Origin of the sequence: Actinophytocola algeriensis, from assembly GCF_014203735.1 — a bacterium.
In the GTDB taxonomy this organism is placed as follows: domain Bacteria; phylum Actinomycetota; class Actinomycetes; order Mycobacteriales; family Pseudonocardiaceae; genus Actinophytocola; species Actinophytocola algeriensis.
The window spans coordinates 524,173-543,218 of record NZ_JACHJQ010000004.1; the positions used below are offsets into that span (position 1 = coordinate 524,173).

17 protein-coding genes and 1 pseudogene are annotated in these 19,046 nt (G+C 72.0%); 6 read left to right on the top strand and 12 right to left on the bottom strand.

Annotated elements, in window-relative coordinates:
* Nucleotides 1-24: 24 nt before the first annotated feature.
* The 4 genes from FHR82_RS20390 to FHR82_RS20405 form a co-directional block, all read right to left on the bottom strand.
* On the bottom strand, nucleotides 25-1,104 hold the full coding sequence (locus tag FHR82_RS20390; RefSeq protein ID WP_184812045.1) for an ATP-binding protein: 1,080 nt from the start codon (nucleotides 1,102-1,104) through the stop codon (nucleotides 25-27).
* Entirely contained in the window at nucleotides 1,101-2,519 is a 1,419-nt protein-coding gene (locus tag FHR82_RS20395; RefSeq protein ID WP_184812046.1) for a DUF5691 domain-containing protein, read from the bottom strand. The genes FHR82_RS20390 and FHR82_RS20395 overlap by 4 nt, the downstream gene beginning before the upstream one ends.
* Before the next feature lie 115 nt (nucleotides 2,520-2,634).
* The gene (locus tag FHR82_RS20400; protein WP_184812047.1) at nucleotides 2,635-3,945 is read right to left on the bottom strand and encodes an SWIM zinc finger family protein; all 1,311 of its coding nucleotides are present in this window, start codon (nucleotides 3,943-3,945) and stop codon (nucleotides 2,635-2,637) included.
* Between the two features lie 48 nt (nucleotides 3,946-3,993).
* On the bottom strand, nucleotides 3,994-4,599 hold the full coding sequence (locus FHR82_RS20405) for a TetR/AcrR family transcriptional regulator (RefSeq protein WP_184812048.1): 606 nt from the start codon (nucleotides 4,597-4,599) through the stop codon (nucleotides 3,994-3,996).
* A 67-nt stretch (nucleotides 4,600-4,666) separates the two neighbouring features.
* Here FHR82_RS20405 and FHR82_RS20410 point away from each other — a divergent pair, with 67 nt between their 5' ends.
* The gene (locus FHR82_RS20410) at nucleotides 4,667-5,698 is read left to right on the top strand and encodes an aldo/keto reductase (RefSeq protein ID WP_184812049.1); all 1,032 of its coding nucleotides are present in this window, start codon (nucleotides 4,667-4,669) and stop codon (nucleotides 5,696-5,698) included.
* A 5-nt stretch (nucleotides 5,699-5,703) separates the two neighbouring features.
* Nucleotides 5,704-6,390 carry a haloacid dehalogenase type II gene (locus tag FHR82_RS20415; protein ID WP_184812050.1) on the top strand — a complete coding sequence of 229 codons (687 nt, stop codon included), beginning with the start codon at nucleotides 5,704-5,706 and terminating at the stop codon, nucleotides 6,388-6,390.
* 7 nt (nucleotides 6,391-6,397) lie between these two features.
* On the opposite strand, the gene FHR82_RS20420 is transcribed toward FHR82_RS20415, so the two are convergent.
* Complete coding sequence (locus tag FHR82_RS20420; protein WP_184812051.1) at nucleotides 6,398-6,850, bottom strand: hypothetical protein; 453 nt, start codon at nucleotides 6,848-6,850, stop codon at nucleotides 6,398-6,400.
* Nucleotides 6,851-6,924: 74 nt separating this feature from the next.
* A complete protein-coding gene (locus FHR82_RS20425; protein ID WP_184812052.1) occupies nucleotides 6,925-7,497 on the bottom strand; it encodes a snapalysin family zinc-dependent metalloprotease in 573 nt (190 codons plus the stop codon).
* Nucleotides 7,498-7,776: 279 nt separating this feature from the next.
* Here FHR82_RS20425 and FHR82_RS20430 point away from each other — a divergent pair, with 279 nt between their 5' ends.
* Nucleotides 7,777-8,331 (top strand): EF-hand domain-containing protein, encoded by a 555-nt coding sequence (locus FHR82_RS20430; protein ID WP_184812053.1) that lies wholly within the window; start codon nucleotides 7,777-7,779, stop codon nucleotides 8,329-8,331.
* 206 nt (nucleotides 8,332-8,537) lie between these two features.
* On the opposite strand, the gene FHR82_RS20435 is transcribed toward FHR82_RS20430, so the two are convergent.
* Nucleotides 8,538-11,930 carry a phosphodiester glycosidase family protein gene (locus FHR82_RS20435; RefSeq protein WP_221464013.1) on the bottom strand — a complete coding sequence of 1,131 codons (3,393 nt, stop codon included), beginning with the start codon at nucleotides 11,928-11,930 and terminating at the stop codon, nucleotides 8,538-8,540.
* Nucleotides 11,931-12,134: 204 nt separating this feature from the next.
* Between FHR82_RS20435 and FHR82_RS20440 the strand changes: the two genes are divergently transcribed.
* A complete protein-coding gene (locus tag FHR82_RS20440) occupies nucleotides 12,135-12,806 on the top strand; it encodes a GntR family transcriptional regulator (protein ID WP_311771185.1) in 672 nt (223 codons plus the stop codon).
* Here FHR82_RS20440 and FHR82_RS45245 read toward each other — a convergent pair.
* The 4 genes and pseudogenes from FHR82_RS45245 to FHR82_RS20455 all read right to left on the bottom strand — a co-directional run bounded on the left by FHR82_RS45245 (nucleotide 12,751) and on the right by FHR82_RS20455 (nucleotide 16,363).
* Entirely contained in the window at nucleotides 12,751-13,716 is a 966-nt protein-coding gene (locus tag FHR82_RS45245) for a 5-oxoprolinase subunit C family protein (protein ID WP_376706431.1), read from the bottom strand. The two genes, FHR82_RS20440 and FHR82_RS45245, sit on opposite strands and share 56 nt — an antisense overlap.
* A pseudogene (gene pxpB, locus FHR82_RS46270) lies at nucleotides 13,699-14,292 on the bottom strand (5-oxoprolinase subunit PxpB); the annotation flags it as partial. The gene FHR82_RS45245 and the pseudogene pxpB, both read right to left, overlap by 18 nt.
* Entirely contained in the window at nucleotides 14,289-15,047 is a 759-nt protein-coding gene (locus FHR82_RS20450; RefSeq protein ID WP_184812056.1) for a LamB/YcsF family protein, read from the bottom strand. The gene FHR82_RS20450 and the pseudogene pxpB, both read right to left, overlap by 4 nt.
* Nucleotides 15,044-16,363: an MFS transporter gene (locus tag FHR82_RS20455; protein ID WP_184812057.1), complete on the bottom strand. Its 1,320-nt coding sequence runs from the start codon at nucleotides 16,361-16,363 to the stop codon at nucleotides 15,044-15,046. The genes FHR82_RS20450 and FHR82_RS20455 overlap by 4 nt, the downstream gene beginning before the upstream one ends.
* Before the next feature lie 105 nt (nucleotides 16,364-16,468).
* Between FHR82_RS20455 and FHR82_RS20460 the strand changes: the two genes are divergently transcribed.
* The gene (locus FHR82_RS20460) at nucleotides 16,469-16,861 is read left to right on the top strand and encodes a helix-turn-helix domain-containing protein (protein WP_184812058.1); all 393 of its coding nucleotides are present in this window, start codon (nucleotides 16,469-16,471) and stop codon (nucleotides 16,859-16,861) included.
* Nucleotides 16,862-17,005: 144 nt separating this feature from the next.
* On the opposite strand, the gene FHR82_RS20465 is transcribed toward FHR82_RS20460, so the two are convergent.
* The gene (locus FHR82_RS20465; RefSeq protein ID WP_184812059.1) at nucleotides 17,006-18,427 is read right to left on the bottom strand and encodes a pyridoxal phosphate-dependent decarboxylase family protein; all 1,422 of its coding nucleotides are present in this window, start codon (nucleotides 18,425-18,427) and stop codon (nucleotides 17,006-17,008) included.
* Between the two features lie 20 nt (nucleotides 18,428-18,447).
* Here FHR82_RS20465 and FHR82_RS20470 point away from each other — a divergent pair, with 20 nt between their 5' ends.
* Nucleotides 18,448-19,032 carry a DUF4291 domain-containing protein gene (locus FHR82_RS20470; RefSeq protein ID WP_225944088.1) on the top strand — a complete coding sequence of 195 codons (585 nt, stop codon included), beginning with the start codon at nucleotides 18,448-18,450 and terminating at the stop codon, nucleotides 19,030-19,032.
* Nucleotides 19,033-19,046: the final 14 nt, after the last annotated feature.

Here is a 19,046-nt window from a genome sequence, read left to right on the forward strand (position 1 = left end):
AATGGTTCGCTCCGCAAGCTCCGCTCACACCAGCTCGCGGCACGCCCGGTACAGGTCGCCCCACGGCTTGCGCTCCCTCACCACCGCTTCGAGGTACTCCTGCCAGATGATCCGGTCCTGCACCGGGTCCTTCACGACCGCGCCGTGCAGCCCGGCCGCCACGTCGCCCGCACGGACCACACCGTCGCCGAAGTGCGCGGCGAGCGCGATCCCGTTGGTGACCACGGAGATCGCCTCGGCCGTCGACAGCGTGCCGGACGGCGACTTGACCTTCGTGCGCCCGTCGTCGGTGACGCCGTCCCGCAGTTCGCGGAACACCTGCACGACGCGGCGGATCTCGTCGACGTTCTCCAGGTCGCCGGGCAGCTTCAGCGACTGGCCGAGCTGCGCGACCCGCAGCCGCACGATCTCCACCTCGGACTCGGCGTCGTCGGGCAGCGGCAGGATCACCACGTTGAACCGGCGCTTGAGCGCGGCGGACAGGTCGTTGACGCCGCGGTCGCGGTCGTTGGCGGTGGCGATGATGTTGAAGCCCGCGCGGGCCTGCACCTCGCTGTCCAGCTCGGGGATCGGCAGCGTCTTCTCGGACAGGACGGTGATCAGCGCGTCCTGCACGTCCGACGGGATGCGGGTCAGCTCCTCGATCCGCGCGATGCCACCGGTTTCCATCGACCGCAGCACCGGGCTCGCGACCAGCGCCTGCGGTGACGGGCCCTCCGCGAGCAGGCGCGCGTAGTTCCAGCCGTAGCGGATGGACTCCTCCGACGTGCCCGAGGTGCCCTGCACCAGCTGGGTCGAGTCGCCGGAGATGGCCGCGGCCAGGTGCTCGGACAACCACGTCTTCGCGGTGCCTGGGACACCGAGGAGCAGCAGCGCGCGGTCGGTCGCGAGGGTGGCGATCGCGACCTCGATGAGCCGCCGCGACCCCAGGTACTTCGGCGAGATCGGGGTGCCGTCGGGTGCCTCACCGCCGAGGACGTAGGTGGCGACCGCCCACGGCGACAGCTTCCAGTTCGGCGGGCGGGGCCGGTCGTCGGTCCTCGCGAGCACCGCCAGTTCCTCGGCGTGCTCCTGCTCGGCATGTGCCCGAAGCATCTCGGTCATCGAAACTCCTGGTCGATCGTGGCTCGCACGGTCAGTGCGTGGGCGAGGCCGCGCAGGACGCGGCGGGCGGGTTTGCGTTCGGCGTCGAGGGTCAGCAGCCAGCCCTCGACGGCGGCGAGCGCGGCGGGGTGCAGGTGCTCTGCCAGCGCGGAAGCCGCCAGCTGCAGGACGTTCTCGGTCTTCTGCGCGCGCATCCGGTTGATCAGCGCGGCCGAGAACTCGGCAGGCCACGGCCCGCGCGCGGCGGCGAGGAGACCACCGAAGCGGGCGTCGAGCTTCTTCTGGCCGGCGAGGATCTCCGTGGCGACCTCGGGGGTGAGCGCGCCGATCAGCTCCGGCCCCGGCTGGTGGCGGGCGAGCGCGGCCAGCCACTCCTGGTTCCGTTGCCGCAGCGCGGCTTTCGTCCAGCCGGTGAGGACCTCCTGGTCCGCGTCACCGATCAGGTCGGGATCCCAAGTGGACAGCGGGGTGGCGGCGAGGATCTGGATGAGCCAGGACGCGGCGCGGCCGTAGCCGGGTTCGCGGTGGTCGGTGACCCCGTCGCGGCGGGCGGCCGCGTCGGGTTCGTCGGGCAGCTCGACGGTAAGGCCCTTCCCGACGGTGATCAGCGCGGTGGCGCGTGCGGCCATGCGCGCGGCGCGGGCGGAGCCAGGCAGCCGGTCGAGCATCGCGGCGGCCGCGGCCCGCACGGAGGCGGCGCGGTCGTCGAGTGCCCGCTCCAGCAGCGGTTCGTCGCGCTCGGAGAGTCCGATGTGGAACGTGTCGAGGAGCCCGGCGCGGGTCGCGGCCTGCTCGTCGTCCCACGTGTCCTCGACGAGCGTGCGGGCGAAGTCGGGCTCGGTGGCACGCAGGTCGGCCAGCAGCGCGAGCCGGTCGGCGCGGGTGGCGGTGGCGAAGCGCTCGACGACGTCCTCCGGCGGGACGGTCGCCGCCCACCGCCACGCCGGGTTGAACCGGGCGAGCCACGCGCCGCGCGGGCCGAGCACGTCCCGGATGACGGCACGGGTCGCGGTGTTGGCGGTGCCGAACCGCAACAGGTCGACGACCATCGGGTGCGGCGGCCGCTGCCCGGCGGCGCGTGCGGCGGCGAGCCAGTGGAGCACGATGAGGTCGGTGCCGCCCTCGATCCGGATCGTGCGGTTGAGCAGCAGTTCCAGCAGTTGCGCCGCGGCGGGGGAGCACTCCGGCCGGTCGTCGGGCCCGGCAGGCGGGGCGGGGGTGCCGCGCCAGACCGGCGGGACCCAGCCCGCGCGCCGGTACCCCGAGGCGAGCGCGGCGGCGGCCAGGAGCTGCGCCTCCGCGCCCTCGGCCGCGACGCCGTCCGCGCCCGGGATGCCGAGCCGGTCGACGGTGAACCCGCGGCGCGCGGTGCCGACGAGCGCGGCACCGAGGAGTTCGTCCCAGTCCGTACTCATGGGTCGCTGCGCTCCTCCGCTACCGCACCGTCTTCCCTCGTCACGTGCTCGGCGCTGGCGCGCCTGCGCGCGCTCCTCAGTCCAGACGGCGCCCGCTCCGTCGCTCCGCTCCCGGTCACACGCTCACCAGCCGATCGTCGATCTCGGCGCTCAGCGGGTGGAAGCGCTCGCCGCCCCACTCGCCGAACACGGGGATCGGGTGGCCGCCGGACAGCGCGAGGAGCTGCCAGACGTCGGTGTCGGGGGCGAGCGTGAGTGCCGCGCCGTTCCGGTCGACCAGCAGCGGGGTGTCGCCGGGCACGACGGTCATGCCGGTGAGCGCCATGGGGACGCGGCGCAGCCATGGGTTCCCGGCCTGCCAGCGGGCCGCGCGGTCGAGCGCGGCGCCGACGTCGGTGGCGCCGGGCAGCCCTTCGCCCTGGGCGACCTTGTGCTCGTCACCGGCGAACAGGGCGCGCCGGGGCGCCCCGCCCGGGTACAGCGCGACCTCACCGTCCACAACGGACCCGAGGACGTGCGAGACGGTCAGCGCCATGCCCGCCGCGGCGAAGTCGAGCAGTACGACCGTTTCCTTCGTGTGCTCGCCGTACAGCCAGGTCCGTTGCGACAGCAGCCGTTCGTCCTCCTCCTGGCTGAGCCCGACGACGTGCCAGCGGTCCGCGAGCCGTTCCCCGGAGCGGACCTCCTCGGTGCGGCGCGACCAGCCGAGCAGTGCGCGGAGGTCGCCCATGGCGGCCGGGTCGAGCTCGGCGCGGCGGCGCCACGCATTGACGGCCAGGTACCAGCGGCCCAGCTCACCGAGGAGGTGCGGTGCCCAGTCGTGGCGCGCGTGGACGGCGCTGCCCATCGCGCGGACCCGCTCCCCGAGGCCGGGCACCTGGGCGTCGACGAGCCGGGCGCCGGCGGCGTCCCAGAAACCCGGCGGCTGGCGCCGGACGCTCGCGAGGCCCTGGCGGGCGATGTCGTGCAGCCAGCGCTCGAAGTCGTCGATGCCCGCCGACATCAGCGACTCGCGCTCGGCCAGCCGTTTGGCCTGGGCCTCGGGGTCGGGTGTCCTGCCCGTGGCGGCGCTCTTCGTGCGCGCGGCCCGGTCGGCGGCCCAGTCGGCGGCGAAGGGCTCCGTCGTGTCGAGGTCGGCCACGACACCGTCGTTGGCCGACCAGAGCAGGAGCAGCGCCAGCCCGTGCTTGCAGGGGAACTTGCGGGACGGGCACGTGCACCGGAACGCGGGCTCGTTCAGGTCGACGGTCACCTGGTAGGGGGCGCGGGCGCTGCCCTGGCACTTGCCCCACACGAGCGACTCGTTGCTGCCGAGGTCCGACCACGTGCGCGGGTTGGCGAGACCGCGGGCCGACTTGGCGGAACCTGAGTCGGGCGCGAGCGCGAGTACCTGCGCCACCGTCCACCGCGATCCCAAGTCGGCCATCCTCTCCGTCGCCGACGCCAGGGTAGCCGGGGACACCGACAATCCGTGTCACGTGCTCGCGGTGGCGCCCGCGCTGGTGAAGACCCCGGCCACGGCGGCTGTGACGGCGGCCGCCGCGGCCCGGTCGGCGGTGGTCTCGTCGAGGTCACCGGTGCCCGTGAGGAGCCGGTAGTACAGCGGCGCCGACACCGCGCGGATGACCTCCTCGGCGTCCGTGCCCCTCGGGACTTCGCCCCGGGTGACGGCCTGCGTCACGCACGGCGCCCACTCGGCGACCCGCGTCGCGTAGAACCCGCGCAGGGCCGCCGCGGTGGCGTCGTCGCAGGTGGCGGCCGCGATGACGGCCTTGAAGAGCGGGCCCTGCCTCGGGTCGGTCAGCGTCGTCAGCACCAGCCGGGCGTTGGCGCGCAGGTCCCCGGAGAGCGTGCCGGTCTCGGTGCGGGGCACCGATTCCGCCGCCATCTCCGCGAGCAGGTCGGTCACCACGGCCGTCACCGTGCCCCAGCGCCGGTACACGGTCGTCTTGCCCACGTCCGCGCGGCGGGCCAGGTCGCTCAGCTCGAGGTGGGCGAAACCCTGCTCGGCCAGCACGTCCCCGGCCGCGCGCAGTACCGCCGCACGCACGCGTGCCGTCCGCCCACCTGGTCGTTCCATGGGCTAATGGTACCTCAGTTCCGTTAGTGCTACCTTAAAGGAACCGTAGTTCCATTAGGGAGTGATCATGGAGTACAGACGACTGGGCGCGTCCGGCATGAAGGTCCCCGCGCTCGCGTTCGGCGCAGGCACGTTCGGCGGCCGGGGCGAGCTGTTCGGCAACTGGGGCACCACGGACGTCACCGAGGCGCGGCGGCTGGTCGACATCTGCCTCGACGCGGGCGTGACGCTGTTCGACACGGCGGACGTCTACTCGGACGGCGCGTCGGAGGAGGTGCTCGGCGCGGCGCTGAAGGGCAGGCGCGACCGGGCGCTGATCTCGACGAAGACCAGCCTGCCACTGGCCGGCGACGACGGCGGTTCCTCCCGCTCCCGCCTGCTGACCGCGGCCGACGCGGCGCTGCGCAGGCTGGACACCGACCACATCGACCTGTTCCAGCTGCACGCCTTCGACGCGGGCACCCCCGTCGAGGAGGTGCTGTCCACATTGGACGACCTGGTGCGCGCGGGGAAGGTGCGGTACGTGGGGGTGTCGAACTTCTCCGGGTGGCAGCTGATGAAGTCCCTCGCCGCGGCCGACCGGCACGGACTGCCGAGGTACGTCGCGCACCAGGTGTACTACTCGCTCGTGGGCCGGGACTACGAGTGGGAGCTGCTGCCGCTCGGCCTGGACCAGGGCGTGGGTGCCGTGGTGTGGAGCCCGCTGGGCTGGGGCCGCCTGACCGGCCGCGTCCGCCGCGACCAGCCGTTGCCGTCGGGCAGCCGCCTGCACCGCACGGCGGCGTTCGGCCCACCGGTGGCCGACGAGTACCTGTACCGCGTGGTGGACACGCTGACCGACATCGCGGCGGAAACCGGGCGCGCGGTGCCGCAGATCGCGCTGAACTGGTTGCTGCGCAGGCCTTCCGTGTCGTCGGTGCTGATCGGCGCCCGCGACGAGGCGCAGCTGCGCCAGAACCTGGGCGCGATCGGCTGGGAACTGACTCCCGCGCAGGTGTCCCGGCTGGACGAGGCGAGCGCGACGACGGCGCCGTACCCGTACTTCCCGTACCAGCGCCAGGAAGGCTTCGCGCGACTGAACCCGAGTGTGGTTGCCTGAGGGGCATGGACATCCGCGTGGTGGCGTGCGACATCTTCGGTACGACCGTCGACTGGTACACCGGGGTGGCGGCACAGGTGGCGGCGCTGCTGCCGGAGGTTGACCCTGGCGAGTTCGCGGCACGGTGGCGGGGCGAGTACGCCCCGTCGATGGACCGCGTCCGCACCGGCGAGCGCGAGTGGGCCTACCTGGACACGCTGCACCGCGAGTCCCTGGACGGCCTGCTGGCCGGTCGCCCTGTCGACGAGCCGACCCGCGACCGCCTGGTCAGGGCGTGGCACACGCTGCCGGCGTGGCCGGACTCGGTCCCGGGCCTGACCCGCATCAGCGCCGCGCACACCACCGCTGCGCTGTCGAACGGCGGATTCGCGCTGCTCACGAACCTGGTCAAGAAGGCGGGCCTGCCGTTCGACTGCGTGCTGTCAGCGGAACTGGCGCAGGCGTACAAACCGGACGCGGCGGTCTACCACCGGGCCGCGGCGCTGCTCGACGTCGAGCCGTCGCAGATCCTGATGGTGGCCGCCCACAAGTGGGACCTGGACGGCGCCCGTGCGGCCGGTCTGCGCACCGCGTTCGTGCACCGCCCTCGCGAGAAAGGCCCACGTCAGGAAGCGGACCGGCCGGAGGACGTCACGGCGGACCTGCACGCGACCGACTTCGAGGACCTGGCCGGCCAGCTCGGGAGCCGCTGACCGATCCCTAACAGAGCGAGCGGCGCCAGATGAGGGCCTCTGCCGGGGTGGCGGCCATGTCCTCGTACTCGACCTCGGGGTCCTCGGCGTCCGTGCCCGCGAAGCGGTAGGGGAGGACGACGGTGATGGCCATGCTGTCGGCGTGCTCGAGGTGGACCATGATCGCGTCGGTCTTCTCGCTGGTCACGTCGCTGACCAGGGCCGCGGCGCGCAGGTCGTTGGACTCGGCGGACATGCCGCTGACCAGGCTCGTCAGCACCTCGGACGGGTTCGGGTCCGCCGCCTCGGCGGTGTCCGCGGCGAACACCTGCTCCTCGCCCTCGCGGGTGATGGCCGCGCCGTACGGGTAGAACTCGCCGTGCCGCCGCAGCATCTCGTCCGCGAACGGCAGAACCGTGTTGAGCAGGCGGTCCAGGTCGGACTGCACGTGCTCCGAGGTGGTGTCACGCCAGGTCGTCACGTCTCCAGTGTGCCTGTTCGTGAGCCGGGGGCGGTGACCTGGTGTGGTCACCGCCCCCGGGGGAGTCCGTTCGCTCAGAACGCGCCGGCCGGAACCTTTTCCTGGATGAGCTCCATCTCGCCGCGGGCCTTCCTGCCGTTCGCCCACAGCTGGTTCACCCGGGACGACTCGGTGGCGTTCGGGTAGGCGTTCGTGCACGACGGGCCGGGGCCGCCGCCGGACATCAGCTCGGAGCAGGGGCCCGAGTAGTTGTCCGGCAGGCCGAGCGCGTGGCCGGTCTCGTGCGCGGTGACCCGAACCTGGTAGTACTGGCCCATCTGCGTGTAGTCGAAGAAGATGTAGCCGTTGCCGTGACCGTCGGTGTAGGCGTACGAGCCGGACGGGTCGTTGCCCTCGTAGTAGTCGAGCGTGGCGGCCGAGGAGTTCTCGACCAGCCGCACGTTGGACACCGACGCGTTCCAGATCGCCGCGCCCTCCCGGATCTGCGACGCGTACGTCGGTGCACCGGAGACGTCGTAGTAGACCGTGACGGCCGCGGGGGTCACGTCCTGGGGCGTGACCGGTGCGGCCGCGGCCTGACCCGCGGTCAGTGGAGCGGCGACCAACGCGGCCCCGACAGCCGCGGTGAGGAAGGACTTCCTGATCATGAAAGCACCTCGCCAGTGAGTGTTCTCTGCAGGGTCGGCCCACGAAATGGGCCTCGCGAGGACGTTAGAAAGCGCATTCATGATCACGGCACCGACTTTCGTAGGTAGCCGGAGTTGGGAAATTGCCAGGCATTTCGGCGTGTTGACGGGGTTCACCCGAGGTGGTGGGATGGATTACCCGAATGCCGGGAAACGCCGACGGAAAGTAGTCGCCGGCACGGCATCCGCCACTCGCTCGGTCAATTGTCCCGACTGTCCGTTGTGGGCAAAGCTTTTTCCATGGCGAGTGAGTTGCAGCGGCGCAAGACCGCGGTGGTGTTCGGTGCGATGGACGTCGATTTCGACGGGTTCCTGACCGAATCGGACTTTTCGGCACTGGCCGCGCGGTGGACCGAGAACCGCGGGTTGCCACCCGCCTCGGCGCAGGCGCGGCGGCTGACGGCGATCATGACGGGCTGGTGGCAGATGCTCCTCGCCGAGTCCGACGCCGACGGCGACGGCCGGGTCACGCTGGACGAGGTGCTGCTGGTCGTCGACGGCCTCGCGGCCGACACCTCGCCGGTGGTCGCGACCGCGGACGCGATGTTCGAGGCGGTCGACGCGGACGGTGACGGGCGGATCTCGGCAGGCGAGTACCGCGAGCTGATCGAGGCGTGGACCGGGCAGCCGACCGACACCGACGAGGTGTTCGGGCTGCTCGACGGCAACGGTGACGGGTACCTGTCGCGGCACGAGTTCACCGAACTGTGGACGGAGTTCTGGGCCGGGGACAACCCGAACGCGCCCGGCACCTGGGTGTTCGGGCGGTTCGAGTTGCCCCTGCGGTCCGTCTAGGTCTCCGTGTGCGCCGGCGGCCCGGGCTGTGCTTGCCTGCCGTGAAAGGCGCTTTCAGGGCACTGGGCGCCCTCACCGCGCCATTCACAACGCCTGCCATGTCCCGAACGCGCCTTTCACGGCATACCAGCCCACCCCGGTACGGCGATCACCGCCGGCTTGGTCGGACCCGCCGCAGGACCCGGCAAACGTTGGTGGACACAGCACTAGCCGGTGGCCGTGCGCGTGGCGATCAGGTCGAGCGTCTGGCGCTGGGTTGCGCCGTTGACGGTCACCGCGAGCGTGATCGTCGACGGCCGCAGCGCGGTCAGCTCACCGGTCGCCGGGTCGAAGTTCGCCGTGTGGTAGCGCTTCGCGTCCCGCTGGGGTCCGATGTGGACGTTCGGCGACGCGGACCACCTGGCGGACACCGGGTAGGCGACCGGGACGGTCCGGTCCGCCTGCGTGATGCTCGCGGTGACCACGGTGGACCGCCCGACGGGCAGCGAGTCCGGCGCGTCGACGGTCAGCGTGTCGACGTGCGGGCGGACCTCGGCGGCCAGCCAGTCGCCTGGCGCACCGCGGTCGTCGACGCCCCACAGGGACCACCCCGTGAACCCGCCTTCGGACGGCAAGGTCGAGGGGTTCTTGCCGGAGTTGCCGTTGACGAAGTACGGCACGCCGTCGACGTGGCTCGCGTGGAACGTCCCGACGTGGGCGCCGATGAATGCGGTGCCCTTGCCGGTCCGGTCCTGGAAGGCCGACAGCCAGGACTCGATGGTCGCGGCCTCCTTGCGGTCCGACAGCTCGCTCGCGCGGGCGGGCGTCGGGTCGCGCGGCGGCACGTGCTCGACGAGGACCACCGACTTCACGCGCCGGTCCGTGGCGGCCTTCTGCAGCTCGGTGCGCAGGCGGCCGAGCTGGGTCCAGTCGCTCGCCCGGAGGTTGATGCCGGACGTGTCCATGGTGATGAACCGGGTGCCCTTGTGGTCGATCACCTGCTGGGTGTCGCCGAACACCGCGCGGAAGTTGTCGAGGGAGTTGTTGCCGCGCTCGTGGTTGCCCGGCACGTAGTGGAACGGGAGCGTGCCGCCCAGCTCCTCGTCGAGGATCTTCCTGGCGAGCGCGAAGTCCGCCGCCGACGCCTCGTCGACGAGGTCGCCGTTGATGATCAGGAAGTCCGGCTTCGCGGCCTTGATCTCCCGCAGCGTGCGGCGCGCGTTGCGGACGATGTCGCTGTCCGGGTCGCGGGCCACGAACTGCGCGTCGGACATGACGGCGAACCGCCAGTCACCGCCCGCCGTCGAGTGGATCACCGGGTCCTCGACGACCGGCTGCGGTGGCACGTCCAGCGTCGGCGGTACGAGCGCGGTGATCCCGTCGATCACGAGGTCGCCGTGGTAGCTGTTGCTCGCGACGGTCTCCGCCGCGTAGAAACGCCGCAGCGTCAACGGGTACGTGGTGCCCGCGGGCACCTGGAACTCGAGCTGCCGCCAGCCGGTGTGGGTGAGGTAGCCGGCGCGGAAGGCGGGTAGCAGCGTGCCGTTGCCGTCCCAGACCTGCATGCTCGCCCACTCGCCCTTGCCGGTCGAGTTCACCCACAGCCGGATCGCCTTGGGCTGGCCGGGGAGCACGAGACCCGGCGGCGCGACGGCGCCACCGGTGCGGGTGCCGGTGCTCTGGGTGAAGTCGTAGGTGAGGCGCAGGCCCTGGCCGTCGTGGCCGGTCGCGGGGGCGACGGCACCGGTGGCGCGCTCGCCGAGGAACTTCCAGCCCGCGGTGTCGGTGAAGTCGGCGACGGACACCTCGGTGAGGCCGACGGTCACCGGCAGGACCGACTTCTTGCCGCGCACGTCGACGGTGACCAGCGCGGAACCGGTCGGCTGCTCGGCCTGCACGGTGTACTGGCCGTCGGCGTTCGGCGTGATGTCGAGGAGGTTCCGGTCGTAGGTGAGCGTGACGTCCCGGGGCTCGACGGGCGCGCTGGTGCCGTCGTCGTCGAAGCCGAGGACGCCGAACGTGGTCGTCTCGTCCGGGTTGGACAGTGCGATCTGTTCCTTGGTGGGCGCGGTGCGCGCGACCTCGCCGATGACGGTGAGGGTGGTCTCGCCGCGTGCGCCGCGGTCCTGTGCGACCACGGTGGCCGCACCGGGCCTGCGGCCGGTGAACACGCCGTCCCGGACGGTGCCGTTGTCGGTGCGCCAGCGCGGGTCGCCCGCGGCGGGGCCGTAGGTCTCGTCGTACCCGGCGGCGGTCAGCGTGCGGGACAGGCCGGACAGGACGCGCTCGGGGTGGCTCGGCGCGACGGTGGAGGCGCCGGACGCGCGGGTCGGGTCGAGCTTGGTCTCGACCCAGAACGCCTTGAGCCGCCCGCTTCCCTCGGGCGCGAACAGGCCGAGCCCGTTGGGCACGTTGCGTTCGGCGCCGTCGGACGGCCGGTTCTCCAGCTGCGCGGTGGTGGCACCCGGCTCACGCACGACGATCGTGGTGGAGCCGCCGCCGTCGAGGTTGACCGCGCTCCACGCGCCGAGCTCGACCATCATGCCGGCCAGCTCGTCGAGCCCGAGCCCGTCGGCGAACGCGGGCTGGCGGCCGTCGGCGGACAGGAGGAACATCTTCCGCCCGTCCCGGGAGAACCCGAGCGCGGTCCGCGGTGCGGCGGGGGTGTTGTTGCCCTGGCTGGCTTTCTGGGCGACACCGTCGACCACGAGCAGCTGGCGGCCGTTGATGGCGGCGTGGATCTTCTGGTCGTCCGCGGTGCGCGCCCGGTAGTCGATGCTGACCGGGTCACCTGGCTCGAGTTGTGTCAACGTGGCGGCCGCGGCGTCCCGCCCGACGAGGATCATGGTGCCGGCGGGGATCGCGCCCTCACCGGCTGCGTCCCGGACGGCGACGACGGTGTTGTCCCTGACCTCGACCTCGGCGACCGCGGTGGCGCCCTGGGTGGCACGGCAGCGGCAGTAGGTGCCCCAGAGCGGGGTGAACGCCTCGATGCCGCCGGCCCTGAGGGTCGGCTTGTTGACCCCGTCGAGGCCGAGGTCGCCGTCGGGCGTGGTGATGGTGCCCTCGAAGAACACCTCGCCGATGTCCCCGACACCACGCTCGGTGAAGATCGCCGAGGACTGCCGCCAGGTGGGTTCGGAGTCCGGCGACTGGATCAGCTCACCGTCCTTGATCCCCACCCCCAGTGCGGCGTTCGAGTTGTTGATGTCGAAGAAGTCCCCGTTCACGGCGGCGACCGCCCCGGCCCGGTTGGCGGTGGCGCTCAGCGGTTCGCCCTTGGCGACCTGCCCGGGGAAGAGGTAGTCGACGGTCGTGCCCTTGGTGAGGTCGACGGTGAGGCTGTCGCCCTGCAGCCAGGTGGGCGCGCCGGTGTAGGCGTCGGGCCCGTAACGGTCGAAGGAGCGGAGCGTCACGCCCGGCGCGACGGGCCGCGTCCGGGAGGCGGTCTCGATCCGGTCCTCCGGCGCGGCCTTGGCCTGACGCGCGGAGGCGAGGAAGTCGTCGCCGGGGAAGGCGGCGGCATCACTGGTGGCGGCGTCCGTATCAGCGGCGGCGGGCGCCGCGAGCGCCACGGCCGAAGCGGCGGCGGCAAGGAGGGAGAGCAATCTCTTCGACACGAACAGAGTCTGCCGCCGAGGTCGAAGATTTACCAGACCTGAAGATGACCGGAAAGAAAATTCCGGATGGCCGAGGCGGAGGCCGGTGGAGCGGACCGGGCACGCTCCGTGGGCCGCGTTCCGGTCCGCGGTCGAGGCCGAAGGATTGTAGGGCGATCGGATACACTCGCAGACGTTGCTGGTCAGGGACTTTGGGAGCGCGTCGTGGATGCCGAGCTGGACACCGATCGTCTGCTGATCGACCGGCCCAGCACCGTGGAGCTGCTCGCCGACGCGTTGCGCGAGCGGATCATCAAAGGTGTCTACCGGCCCGGTGAACGGCTCGTCGAGAAGGCGATCGGGGACTCGTTCAAGGTGTCCCGCAACTCGCTGCGGGAAGCGTTCCGGCTCCTGTCCCACGAGCGGCTCCTCGTCCACGAGCTGAACCGCGGCGTCTTCGTCCGCATGCTGTCCGTCGCCGACGTGAGCGACGTGTACCGGGTGCGCAAGCTCGTCGAGTGCACCGCCGTCCGCTCGCTCAAAGGGCGGCCGCCGCAGGTCGATGACATGGTCGCGGCCGTGCGGGCCGGGGACGCCGCGATGAAGGAGCAGGACTGGCGTGCGCTCGGCACCGCGAACATGCTGTTCCACCAGGCGGTCGCGTCGCTCTCCGACAGTCCGCGGATCGACGAGCTGATGCGCAACACCCTCGCCGAGCTGCGGCTCGTCTTCCACACCATGGCCGACCCGCGCCGCTTCCACGAGCCCTATCTCGAGCGCAACAAGGAGATCCTCACCGCCATCGAGGCCGGGGACGGGGCCCGCGCCGAGCGGCTCCTCCTCAAGTACCTGGACGACTCCGAGCACCAGATCGTCGAGGCGTACCGCAGCGCCTGAACCGCACCGCCTGGCCCGGCCGCGCTTGCGCCAGCACCGGCAGGTCCGCCTCGACCACGACCCCGATCACCGGGTAACCGCCCGTCACCGGGTGGTCGGCGAGGAACACGATCGGTTTGCCACCGGAGGGAACCTGCACCGAACCGGTCACCATGCCCTCGCTCGGCAGCTCACCGTCCCGTGCCCGCGCCAGCGCCGGGCCGTCGAGCCGCACCCCGACACGGTTGCTGTCCGCCGTCACCGTGTAGGACGCGGTGATCAGCGTCGTCAGCGCGTCCTCGGTGAACCAGTCGTCCCGGGGGCCCGGTACCACCCGCACCACCAGCTCGTCCGCCGACGGTGCCGGGACCGGCGCCACCTCCACCGAGGGCGGCGGCCCGCTGTGGGCGCCACCGATCGGGAGCACCGCCCCCGCCGCCAGTGGCGGCGGCCCCAGCCCGGACAGCACATCCGTCGAGCGGGAACCCAGCGTCGCCTCGACCGCGATGCCGCCCCGCACCGCCACATACGCGCGCAGCCCCACCGAAGCCGGGCCCACCACGAGCTGCTGACCGGCACGTACCGTGAACGGCGCGTTCATGCCCTCGCCCCGGCCGTCGCGCGACACGGCGCACAGCGCGCCCGTCACCGCCACCCGCGCCGTCTCCCGGAACGCGAGCGTCGCACCGAAGGACAGCTCCACCACCGCCGCTTCCCGCGCGTTGCCCACCAGCCGGTTCGCGAGCGCCGCCGACGCCGCGTCCGCCGCACCCGAGGTGCCGACGCCGAGCGAGGCCCAGCCGGGCCGGCCGGTGTCCTGAACGGTGCCCGACGGTCCACAGCGGATCACCTCGATCCCGTGCTCGACAACCGGAACCGGAGCCGACCGGTCCGGAACCTCGGGCAGCGACGCCACCGCCTCGAACCGCACCCGCGTCCCCGGCCGCAACATCGCGGGCGGCTCCCGCGTCGTGTCCCACAGCGGCGCGGTCGTGTGGCCCAGCAGGTGCCACCCGCCCGGTGACGGCCGCGGGTACACCCCCGTGAACTCTCCCGCGACCGCCACCGCCCCCGCGGGCACGCGGGTGCGCGGCGACTCCCGCCTCGGCAACCGCAACCGGTCGTCGAGCCCCGTCAGGTACCCGAAACCGGGCGCGAAACCCGTGAACGCCACCGTGTACTCGGGTCCCGTGTGGACGGACACGACCTCGTCCGCCGACATCCCGGTCGCCGTCGCCACGTCGGCGAGGTCCTCGCCGTCGTAGCGCACGGGGATCGTCACCGGCTCCCCGGACTCGGCCGCCGAGGCGACCGGTGTCACGTCCGACAGCCGCGACACCACCGCGTCGAAGTCCACATCGGACTCGTAGCGCACCAGCAGCGTCCGCGCCGCCGGCACCAGGTCCACCACCCCGGGCAGGGGCCGGGCGGTGAGCGCGGCGTACCAGCCGAGCACCTCGTCGGTCTCGATCAGCAACGCCGACTCACCGCACCGGCGGACCTTCACCGGAAGCTCTCCACCGTGACCCCCGCCGCGGTCATGCCGTCCCGCACCGCGCGCACCAGCTCCAGCGCACCCGGTGTGTCACTGTGGACACACACCGACCGCGCGGGCATCGCCAGCACGGACCCGTCGACCGCCACCACCGTGCCGTCGGTCGCGAACCGCACCGCGCGCCGCGCGACCACGTCCGGATCGTGCAGCACCGCACCGGGTTCGCGCCGCGACACCAGGCGGCCCTCCGGCGTGTACGCCCGGTCGGCGAACGCCTCCGCCACCGTCTCGAGCCCGGCCGCCTCGGCGAGCGCGAGCCACCGCGACCCCGGCATGCCGAGCACGGCGAGCGACGCGTCGAACGTCGTCACCGCCTCGACCACGGCCGCCGCCTGCTCCTCGTGCGTCGCGATCGCGTTGTACAGCGCGCCGTGCGGCTTCACGTACGCCAACCGTCCACCCGCGACCTCGGCCATGCCCCGCAGCGCGGCCATCTGGTACAGCAGGTCGTCGACCAGCTCGGCGGGCGGCATGTCGATGAAGCGCCTGCCGAACCCGGCCAGGTCGCGGTAGCCGACCTGCGCGCCGATCGACACGCCGTGCGCCACCGCGGTCACGCACGCGCGCCGGATCGTGCCGGGATCGCCCGCGTGGAAACCGCACGCGATGTTCGCGCTCGACACCACGGCGAGCAGCGCGTCGTCGTCGGCGATCCGCCACGCGCCGAACCCCTCGGCGATGTCGACGTTCAGGTCGATGACTGTCACGACAGGACTTTCTCCTCGGCGGCGGGCGCGACCTCGTCCTCCTCGGCCGGGTCGCGGGCGAGCCACAAGCCAACCACGGTCAGCACGGCGGTGAGCCCCAGGTACACGCCCAGGATCCACCACGACTCGAACCAGTTCAGCAGGGCCGCGAGGATCAGCGGGGCGGGCGCGCCGCCGATGACCCCCGCGAGGGTGTAGGCGAGCGAGCTGCCCGTGTACCGCAGCCGCGGCGAGAACTGCTCGGTGATCAGCGCGGCCTGCGGCCCGTACAGGGCGGCGTGGATGACCAGCGCGACCACGATGCCGAGTGCGAGCAGGACGAACGAGCCGCCGCTGACCATCGGGAAGAACACGAACGGCCAGATGGCCGCGGCGATCGTGCCGTACAGGTACAGCTTCCGCCGGTTCACGCGGTCGGACAGGGCGCCGAACGCGGGCATCAGCCCGAGCTGCACCGCCGAGCCGATCATGACCGCGGCCGAGCCCTGCGCCCGCGACATGTCCAGCTCGTTCACCATGTAGGTCAGGACGAACACGGTGAACAGCGAGTACATGACGTCCGGGCACACGCGCACGAGAATCCCCGCGACCAGCGCCCGCCGCTCGGTCCGCGCGACCTCCGACACCGGCGCGCTCGGCTGTTCCTCCCGCTGGGCGATCGCCTTGAACACCGGCGTCTCCTCCAGCCGCAGCCGGATCCACAGGCCGAACCCGACGAGCACCGCCGACAGCAGGAACGCGACCCGCCAGCCCCACGACTCGAACGCGGCCTCGGTCAGCAGCGCGCCGAGCAGCGCGATCACGCCGTTGGCGAGCAGGGTGCCCGCCGGTGGGCCGATCTGCGCCGCCGACGCCCACAGCCCGCGCCGTTTCGGATCGCCGTACTCGCTGGACAGCAGCACCGCGCCGCCCCACTCGCCGCCGACCGCGACGCCCTGTGCGAACCGCAGCACCACCAGCAGGATCGCCGCCGTGCCGCCGATCGTCGCGTACGTGGGCAGCAGGCCGATGAGGAACGTCGCGACCCCCGCCAGCATCAGCGTGTGGACCAGGACCTTCTTGCGGCCGATGACGTCGCCGAGCCTGCCGAACACGATGCCGCCGAGCGGGCGGGCGAGGTAGCCGATGGCGTAGGTCGAGAAGGCCGCCATGGTGCCCGCGAGGTCGTCGCCGGAAGGGAAGAACAGGTCACCGAACAGGGTCGCGGCGGCGACCGAGTAGGCGGCGAAGTCGTAGTACTCCAACGCTGTTCCGGACAGGCTCGCGGTGTAGGCCCGGCGCAGTGCTTTCTTGTCGACTCCCTGGTGTGTGGTCATCGTGCACATCCGTTCGGCAGGGATCCAGGTCACACTGAGGGTAGAAAATTGTCCCACGATCCTGCAATACTACGTTTTCAATCTGGAACGGAAGGGGCGACGCGCATGACGACCGTGACCTCCAACCGAGCGGTCCGCAACGCGTTCCAGCTGCTCGAGCTACTGTCCGGCGCCCCGGACGGCATACGGCTCGCACGGCTGGTGGAGATCAGCGGGCAGCCGAAGACCACCGTGCACCGCCTGCTCCACACGCTGGCGGACCTGGACATCGTGTGCCACGACGACGACCGCTACCACCTGAACGCGAGCTGGCAACGGTTCGGCGGCGATCAGTTCAGCGCTCCGATCGTGGGTGGTGACGGCAGGCAGCTGGCGGGCCTCACGCTCCGCACCCCGGCTCCGGTGTCGTGCGAGGCGACCGCGGACCGTCTGCGTCGGCTGGTGTCCGATCTGGCGGTGGCCGTGTCGCGGCGGATCGGTGTGCGGGACTCGGTCTAGTGCCATGGGGTCACCGCCCGCGGCGATGCGCGTGCCCTTCGCGTGGCGGGTGCTGTGAATGGCGCGTTGACGGCGCTCAACGCCGTGAAAGCGCCATTCACGGCAGAAGACCCGGGCCGGTTGAACCGCCGCCAATACCCCCGGTCAGCGTGGTGGGCGCAGTGCCAGCTGGGCGCCCAGTTCGCGGACGACCTTCACCAGTAGGTCGATGTCGGCCTCCGTGGTGCGCCAGTTGACGATCGCCGGGCGTAGGGCGATCATTCCTCTGTAGACGGTGGTGCCCACGTACACTCGGCCGTCGTCCAGGATGGCTTTGCCCAGTGCGGTGTTGAGCGCGTCGAGGTCGTGGTTCGGGGCGGTGTAGCGGAAGCACACCACGCACAGCTGTGCGGGCGCGAGCAGTTCGAGGTCAGGGGACTGGTCGACGAGGAACTCCAGCCGCTCCGCCAGGTCGAGGTGGCGCTCCACCATCGCCCGGTGTCCCGTCCGGCCGTACGCCCGCAGCGACGCCCAGATCGGCAGTGCCCTTGCCCGCCGGGACGACTCCGGGCCGAGGCAGTTGTAGTCGATCGACGTGTCGTCCATCGGCGCCAGGTACGGGGCGTTCCACGACCCGAACGTCGTGCCCAGTCGTTCCGGCTCCCGGACGAACGCGAACCCGCTCTCGTACGGCACGTTCAGCCACTTGTGCCCGTCCGCGGCGACCGAGTCCGCGCGCGCCACGCCGTCGACCAGGTGTGCGGTCCTCGGGGACAGCGCGGCGAACAGCCCGAAGGCGCCGTCGACGTGCAGCCACGCGCCGTGCGCCTCCGCCAGGTCCGCCATGTCGGACAGCGGGTCGAAGTCACCCGCGTTCACCTCGCCCGCACACCCGACGAGCACGGCGGGGCCGGACGACAACGCCGCCCGCATGCCGTCGAGGTCCGCCCGGCCCGCGTCGTCGCTGGCGAGGACCTGGACCGTGTCGCGGCCGTAACCCAGTATCTGCAACGCTTTCCGCACGCTGGCGTGCACGTAGCCGCTCGCGATCACCGGCATGCGCGGCAGCCCGGCGATGCCGTCCGCGGCCACGTCGACCCCGTGCTGCTCGCCCCACCACTGGCGCGCGCACGCCAGCCCGGTCAGGTTCGCGAACGTGGCACTCGGTGTGAGCACCCCACCCCAGTCCGGCGGCAGCCCGAAGAGGTCCCTGAGCCAGCGCAGCGTGACGGTCTCCGCCGTGGTGGCGAACGCGGACGCGGTCCACATCCCGCCGACCTGGTCGAGCAGTGACGTGACCCAGTCGCCCGCCATCGCGGCCGGGGTGGACCCGCCGACGACGAAGTGGAAGAACCGGGGGCCAGACGAGTGCGTGGCCGCCGCGGTACCGATCCGCAACAGCTCCGCGACCGAGTCGGGGGCGCCGTGGCCGTCCTCGGGCAACGGCCCGTCGAGCCCGTCGAGCAGCGGGAGGCTTGCGACGTCCCGGACCAGCCGCGCATCGAGCCCGGCCAGGTAGTCCGGCGCCGCCGCGGCCACGGAGGACAGGACGTCCTCGGCTTTATCTCGGTCGAACAATGGGTCCATGTATGCCATTGTGGCGGCACATGCGAAAGATCAGAGCCCTTTACACGCCGGAGACGATCACCGTCTACCAGGCCTATCCACCCGGCATCGCCCGCCCCGCGCTCGCCGCGGGCCGGTTCGTGCCGCCGTTCAAGCGCGACCGGATGACCTGGATCAAGCCGTCGTTCCTGTGGATGATGTACCGCTGCGGGTGGGCCACCAAGCCGGACCAGGAAACCGTCCTCGCCGTGGAGATCACGCGCGCCGGCTTCGAGGAAGCGCTGAGCGGCGCGTGCCTCTCCCACCACGACCCCGGCCGGTACGCCTCGCGCGAGGAGTGGTCGCGGCAGCTGAAGGAGAGCCCGGTCCGGGTCCAGTGGGACCCCGAACGGTCGCTCCGCCTCGCCGCCCTGCCGTACCGGTCGCTGCAGGTGGGGCTGTCGGGCCCGGCCGTGCACCGGTACGTGGACGAATGGCTGGTCCGGTTGACCGACGTGACGCCGCTGGCGCGGGAGATCCACGAGCTGGTCCTCGCTGGTGACGACGACACCGCGCGGGCGCTGCTCCCGGTCGAGGAGGAGTACCCGCTCCCCGAGGACATCGCCGCGCACGTCAACGCCTCCTGACTACACGCGGTGAC